General features: G+C 67.3%; 5 protein-coding genes. 1 reads left to right on the forward strand and 4 read right to left on the reverse strand.

Annotated features, from left to right (window positions below; translation table 11 throughout):
- Nucleotides 1-7 precede the first annotated feature (7 nt).
- The 4 genes from G3N97_RS17820 to eat all read right to left on the reverse strand — a co-directional run bounded on the left by G3N97_RS17820 (nucleotide 8) and on the right by eat (nucleotide 5,068).
- A complete protein-coding gene (locus tag G3N97_RS17820) occupies nucleotides 8-1,111 on the reverse strand; it encodes a helix-turn-helix domain-containing protein (protein ID WP_205994429.1) in 1,104 nt (367 codons plus the stop codon).
- Between the two features lie 297 nt (nucleotides 1,112-1,408).
- On the reverse strand, nucleotides 1,409-2,221 hold the full coding sequence (gene eutC, locus G3N97_RS17825; protein WP_205994430.1) for an ethanolamine ammonia-lyase subunit EutC: 813 nt from the start codon (nucleotides 2,219-2,221) through the stop codon (nucleotides 1,409-1,411).
- On the reverse strand, nucleotides 2,218-3,627 hold the full coding sequence (locus tag G3N97_RS17830) for an ethanolamine ammonia-lyase subunit EutB (RefSeq protein ID WP_205994431.1): 1,410 nt from the start codon (nucleotides 3,625-3,627) through the stop codon (nucleotides 2,218-2,220). The genes eutC and G3N97_RS17830 overlap by 4 nt, the downstream gene beginning before the upstream one ends.
- 19 nt (nucleotides 3,628-3,646) lie before the next feature.
- Entirely contained in the window at nucleotides 3,647-5,068 is a 1,422-nt protein-coding gene (gene eat, locus G3N97_RS17835) for an ethanolamine permease (RefSeq protein WP_065063991.1), read from the reverse strand.
- A 319-nt stretch (nucleotides 5,069-5,387) separates the two neighbouring features.
- Here eat and G3N97_RS17840 point away from each other — a divergent pair, with 319 nt between their 5' ends.
- The gene (locus G3N97_RS17840) at nucleotides 5,388-6,866 is read left to right on the forward strand and encodes a TolC family protein (protein WP_241030652.1); all 1,479 of its coding nucleotides are present in this window, start codon (nucleotides 5,388-5,390) and stop codon (nucleotides 6,864-6,866) included.
- The last annotated feature ends 114 nt before the right edge of the window (nucleotides 6,867-6,980 follow it).

Genomic DNA, 6,980 nt, shown 5'->3' on the forward strand with positions numbered 1-6,980 from the left:
TTCCAGATCACGACGCGCGCAGCGCCTCCGAAGGCCGCATGCCGAACATGCGCCGATAGTCGGTCGCGAACTGGCTCAGATGCCAGAAGCCCCACGCCGCCGCCACGTCCTGCACCGATCCGGCCTCGCGTCCGCACAGATCGCGGCGCGCGCCGTTCAGACGCAGCGCACGCAGATAGGTCGCGGGCGCCATGCCCAGCACGTCCTGAAAGCAGTATTGCAGCGTGCGGCGGCTCACGAGCAACTGCTCGCACAACTCGGGCACGCCCACAGGACGCGAACGATGCGCGAGCACGTACTCGCGCGCCTGCGCGACGATCCAGCGGCGGCGCGAGGCCTGCTCCGGCGTCTGCCGGGCGCTTTCGGCGTCATCCGCGTGGCCGTGCTGCGCGCACGCGTCGAACAGGGCGGCGAGCAATTCGGCCTGCACGTCGTTGCGTTCGGCGTCGGACAGCGGCGTGCAAGCGAGGCGCGCGCCATCCGCGCCGTCATCATCGTGATCGTCGAGACGCTGTTCGAGCACCGCGCACAGATGCGCGAGGCGCGCCGCGCCCGCCTGCACGATGGGCGTTTGCGGCAGACGCGCGTCGAGCGCGACGCCTTCCACGGTCTGCGCGTAGTGGCGCAGCACCTCGCCGCGCACCACCACGCCGTAAATCGAAAACTGCGCGGGCGTGAGGAGTTCGAATTCGACGTTGCCCGGACGCATGGCGAAGGCTTCCGCGCCGAAGGGTTGCGCATCGACGCGCGCCTGCTGTCCGCGCGTGGCGGGAATGCCGAACCAGTACGCGTCGCCGCGCACCTCGCACGCCTGGCGCAGCGTGTGGCTCGTGGTCTCGCAGAAGACCTTCATGGTGTCGAGCGGGATTTCGGTCAGCGTGCCGACGAAGCGACCCGCTGCGAGCTGATCGTAGGTCTGCCGCCAGCCGACGAGGTTGCGCGCCTGCTCGTCGGCATCGTGCGCGACGCTCACGACCGCGCGCCCCGCGGGCGCGTCGGCGCCTTGCGCGGAACAGCGCGTGTTTTCAGCGGTGTTTTCAGCAGTATGGTCGGCCAGTGGCGCGAGCCGGAAAGCATCGGGCCGCTCGCTGAGCGTCGCCGCGTGGTTCATGGGTGCCTCCTTGCGCGCACTTTCTGTCAAAACGATCGGGTGATGATGCAAAACCCGCGCCAGATCGTCGGGACCCGTTGTCGCGCGGGCCGGGCCATGCGCGATGCCTGCGCGTGCGCCTCGGCGGCGCAGTCTGCGCGCTCGTCTGTTCAGTGGATGTTCATTTTTCGCACGGCGAGCGGTGCGCACCAATCCGGTGCAACCATGAGGACACGCACGATTCTGGCGAGTCCTTGTCGATGAACAGGACGTGCGCAGCATGCACATCTGCAAGGACGAACGCAGCGATTCGATGCGTCACACCGACCCGATCCGCGCGGCATCGGCAACGTCGGGCAGCAACGCGTCGCTATCGTCCTTGAGGCCGACGCCCGTCAGTTGCAGGCGGCGCGCGTGCGTCATCAGATAGTGGAGCTTGTGCGCGGCGGCTTCGTGCGGCAGACCTTCGGGCCGCACGTTGGAGATGCAGTTGCGCAGCGCGTCGTGGCAACCGACTTTCGGCGCCCACGTGAGATACACGCCGAGGCTGTCCGGCGAACTGAGGCCCGGCCGCTCGCCGATCAACATTGCCACGAGCTGTGCGCCGAGCAGTTCGCCGATCTCGTCGCCGAGCGCGACACGCGCCTGGCTCGCCACCACCACGGGACCGACGCGCCAGCCGCGTGAGGTATCGGCGTCGGCATCCGCATCAAGTCGCGTGCGCATGGCGTTGAGCAGCGGCAGCGCCTGCTTCGCCGCTGCAAACGCCGAGAGTCCGTCGCCGATCACGAACACCACGTCGGGTTTTTCACCGTCGCCGCCCGCTTGCGCGAGCGCCGCGCGGCTCTCATCCGACAGCCGCCGACCGAGATCGGGACGCCGCAAATAATGCTGACGATCGGGCGCCGCACTCGACGCACCGAGCGTCGCAAAGCCCGCGCTTTCGAGTTCGCGGCGCAGCGCGTCGGCGTCGAGCGGCTGATGCACTGCATCGCGCGCCTGCGCATGCGAGAGATTGAACGCGAGCAGCGGCGCCGTGGGCAGCGCATTGCCCGCGCGGCCGAGCGCGATGCGCGCGTTCGTGAACGCCTTCAGCCCGCTCCACGGATTCTTTTCGACGGCGTCGCTCATGCGCCCACCTCCGTGCCCGCGCCGATCCATTCGTGCGCGCCCGCCAGCAGCGGCACGCGCGCCGAGGCGGGCAGCAACGCGCCCTTCGCATCGGCGATTTCCATCGTTTCGAGCCACTCCTCGAACTCGGGCGCGCGGCGCAGGCCGAGCAGATCGCGCACGTACAGCGCGTCATGAAACGAGGTGCTCTGATAGTTGAGCATCACGTCGTCGGCGCCCGGAATGCCCATGATGAAATTGATGCCCGCCGCGCCCAGCAGCGTGAGCAGCGCGTCCATGTCGTCCTGATCGGCTTCCGCGTGATTCGTGTAGCAGATATCGCAGCCCATCGGCACGCCGAGCAGCTTGCCGCAGAAATGATCTTCGAGCCCCGCGCGAATGATCTGCTTGCCGTCGTAGAGATATTCGGGGCCGATGAAACCCACCACCGTATTCACGAGGAACGGATCGAAGCGGCGCGCCACCGCATAGGCGCGCACCTCGCAGGTCTGCTGATCGACGCCGAAATGCGCGTTCGCCGACAGCGCGCTGCCCTGCCCCGTTTCGAAGTACATCAGGTTGTTGCCGACCGTGCCGCGCTTGAGCGAAAGCGCCGCCTCGCGCGCCTCGGCGAGCAGCGCGAGCGAAATGCCGAAACTCGCGTTGGCCTTTTCTGTGCCCGCGATCGACTGGAACACGAGATCGACGGGCGCGCCTTTCTCGATCGCCGCAATCGTATTGGTGACGTGCGTGAGCACGCACGATTGCGTCGGCACGCGATAACGCTCGCGAAATCCGTCGATCATCGTGAGCAGCTTGACGATGGCCGCGAGGCTGTCGGTGGCGGGATTAATGCCGATCATCGCATCGCCGCAGCCGTACATCAGGCCGTCGAGCATCGACGCCGCGATGCCCTTCACGTCGTCGGTCGGATGATTGGGCTGCAGACGCACCGACATGCGCCCCGGCAGACCCACCGTGTTGCGAAAGCGCGTGATCACGGGACGCTTCTTCGCCACCGCGATCAGGTCCTGATTGCGCATCAGCTTCGACACCGCCGCGACCATCTCGGGCGTGAGGCCGGGGCCGATGCGTTCGAGCATGGCGCTGTCCGCTTGCGGCGACAGCAGCCAGTTGCGGAAGTCGCCGACGCTCAGATGCGCGACGGGCGCGAACGCCTGCGCGTCGTGCGTGTCGACGATCAGTCGCGTGACTTCGTCGCTTTCGTACGGAATCAGCGCTTCGTTCAGGAAGGTCTTGAGCGGCACGTTCGCGAGCGCCATTTTCGCGGCCACGCGCTCCTCCTCGCTCGCCGCCGCCACGCCCGCGAGCTGGTCGCCGCTGCGCAGCGGACTCGCCTTGGCGAGCAGGGTCTTGAGGTCCGCGAACCGATACGTGCGCGGACCGATCGTCTCCGTGTACGACATCTGCCTGATTCCTCCGCTGTCACTCTTCGAGCAGCGCGCCCGAGGTTTCGGCTTCCAGCGCCGGGCCCGCTTCCGAGGCCGCCGCGCGCTGCGCGCCGGTCGCCAGGAAATAAGCATAGCCCAGCGCGAGGAACACCACGAACACGAGCGCCACGAGCTGGTTGTACCAGACCATCGCGCCGAGACAGACGAGCGCCGCCAGCAGCGCGAACGCCGGGAAGAACGGATACAGCGGCGCACGGAACGGACGCGCCATGCGCGGCTGCTGACGGCGCAGCTTGAACAGCGCGGCCATGCTGACGATATACATGACGATCGCGCCGAACACCGACATCGTGACGATATTGGCCGTGAGCGTCTGGCCGGCGAACTGGATCAACTCGTCGCTGTAAATCGCGGCGATGCCGATCACGCCGCCCGCGATGATCGCGCGATACGGCGTCTTGAAGCGCGGATGCACCTTGGCGAGCCACGCGGGCAGATAGCCTTCGCGGGCGAGCGCGAAAATCTGCCGCGAATAACCGAGGATGATGCCGTGGAACGACGCGACGAGGCCGAACAGGCCGAGCCACACGAGCATGTGCATCCAGCCGCTATGTTCGCCGACGATGTATTTCATCGCTTGCGGCAGCGGGTCGTTGATGTTGGCGAGCTTGGTCCAGTCGCCCGCGCCGCCCGCGAACACCATCACGCCGACCGCCAGCGCGACGAGCGTGAGAATGCCCGCCACGTAGGCGATCGGAATCGAACGCTTGGGGTTTTTCGCTTCTTCGGCGGCCATCGCCACGCCTTCGATCGCGAGGAAGAACCAGATCGCGAACGGAATCGCCGCGAACATGCCGTGGAAGGAACCCATCGAAAAGTGATCGGCGCCCGACCAGCCGCCCTTCAGGAAGTGATCCCACGAAAAGCCCGGCGACACCACGCCCATGAACACGAGCAGTTCGAAGATCGCGAGCAGCGTGACGACGAGTTCGAAGGTCGCCGCGATCTGCACGCCGACGATATTGAGCGCCATGAAGACGAGATACGCGCCCATGGCCGCGTGCTTCGGTTCGAGCCCCGGAAACTGCACGTGCAGATAGGCGCCGATGGCGAGCGCGATGGCCGGCGGAGCGAACACGAACTCGACCAGCGTGGCCGCGCCCGCCAGAAAACCGCCGGCCGGACCGAAGGCGCGGCGCGCGTAGGCGAACGGGCCGCCCGCGTGCGGAATCGAGGTGGTGAGTTCGGTGAAGCTGAAAATGAAGGTGGTGTACATCGCCGCAACGAACAGCGCGGTGACGACGAAGCCCAGCGTGCCGGCGCTAGCCCAGCCGTAGCTCCAGCCGAAATATTCGCCGGAGATCACGAGCCCGACCGCGATCCCCCAAAGCTGCCAGGTGCCGAGCGTCTGCTTGAGCGCGGGCGCGCCCGCACTGCTTTTCGACTCTGCCTGCATGGTGTTCTCTCCTCGTGAAAGCCGGGCGGGCGCGCCCGCGACCGGCGAAGCAGGCCGCCCGTGCGACCTGATTCGAGCCATGCTAGAGAGTCATAAATCGACGCGTTATCGAAATTCGGCAATCTGTAATTATTACAAATTGCCTACTTTTTATCGCCATGCTCCGCCCCTTAAGGCGGCGCTAAGCCTTTCCCCTCCAGAATCCCCACCAACCTGCCGCGCCACCGCCTCAAGGGCGCGCCGCACCCCGACACACGCAATCCACCCGCGCGGCCCGCTCGCCTCTCCGGCCCGACCGCGCAGTTTCATCGAGAACCCCATGCCGTCTCGCCCGCCGTTCCGCGCCAGTTCGCTGCGCATGCATTGCCTGCTCGCCGTCGCCGCGTTATGCGCGGGCGCGCTGGGCGGTTGCACGCTGTATCGTGCGCAGCCGCTGCCCGCCGCCGCGTCGCTGACGACGCAGGATACCCTCGGTCGCCTCCAGATCGACCCGGCGAAAATGCCGCTGCCCGAACTGGCCGCGCATCGTTTCGATCCGTCCGACGGCTTCGACATCGAAGAAGTCGCGATGCTCGCCGTCGCGAACAATCCCGATCTGAAGCTCGCGCGCGACGATCTCGGCATCGCGCAGGCGCAGGCTTTTTCCGCGGGCCTGCTGCCCGATCCGCAAGTTGCGGTGTCGAGCGACTATCCGGGCGCGCTCGGTCTGTCGCGCGCGTTCAGTTACGGTCTGAGCATGGACGTCATGGCGATCGTCACGCGCGGCGCCAACAAACAATCCGCCGACGCCACCGTGCGCAAGACCGACCTCGGCCTGCTCTGGCAGGAATGGCAGGTGATCGCGCAGGCGAAGCAGCTCTACGTGAAGACGCGCTTTCAGAACGACGCGCTGCCGCTGCTCGCCAAGCAGGCCGACCTCACGCAGACGCGTTACGAACGCATCGCGCACGCCGCGAGCGAGCACAACGTGACGGCCGATAGCGCGAGCGCCGCGCTCACCGCCAGCGAAGACGCGCGCAAACAATACGCCGATCTGCTGCACGCGCGCGAGCAGACGCATCACGATCTGAACGCGCTGCTCGGCCTCGCGCCCGACGTCACGCTGCCGCTCGCCGACACGGCGCAGGACCGCGACGCCGCCCTGCTCGCCGATGCCACGCTCGACGCCGCCGTCGCCGCACTGCCGCAGCGTCGCCCCGATCTCATCGCGCTGCAGGCCGGTTACGAAGCGCAGGAGCAGAAATACCGCGCCGCGATCCTCAATCAGTTTCCGAGCCTCTCCGTGGGTTTCACGCGTCAGCGCGATACGTCGGAGATCTATACGAGCGGCTTCGCGATCAATCTGACGCTGCCCGTGTTCAATCGCAATCGCGGCAATATCGCCATCGAACAGGCCACGCGCCGGCGGCTCGCCGACGAATACCAGGCGCGTCTGAACACCGCCGCCGCCGATATCGCGCATCTGCGTGCCGACGATGCGATCGCCGCGCAGCAGCTCGCGCAGGACGAAGCCGCGCTGCCCGAACTCGAGCGCGCCGCCGCGCACGCGCAGGACGCCTACGCGCGGCACGACATCGCGCTCGGCCAGTACGTCGATGCGCAGAGCGCGGCGCTCACGCGACGTCTCGACGCCGCCACCGCGCGCGAGGCGCTCGCCGAACAGCGGATCGGTCTTCAGGCGCTGCTCGGCAGTGCGATTCCCGATCCGTACGGCTCATCCGCGCCGACGCCCGCACCCGCACCCGCACCCGCGCAGCAAACCGGCAGCGCCCCCACCACTCTCACCGTTGCCCGTTGAACCTCATGGCCGACCGTCGATTTTTCTCCCGCACGCCGATGCGTGCCGCCGCCTGCGCATGCTGCGCCCTGGCCGCGTTCGCCATTGGCGCGACGCTGCTCACCGCCGCCCACG

It is taken from the genome of Paraburkholderia sp. Ac-20347 (assembly GCF_017104805.1).
Taxonomy (GTDB): Bacteria; Pseudomonadota; Gammaproteobacteria; order Burkholderiales; family Burkholderiaceae; genus Paraburkholderia; species Paraburkholderia tropica.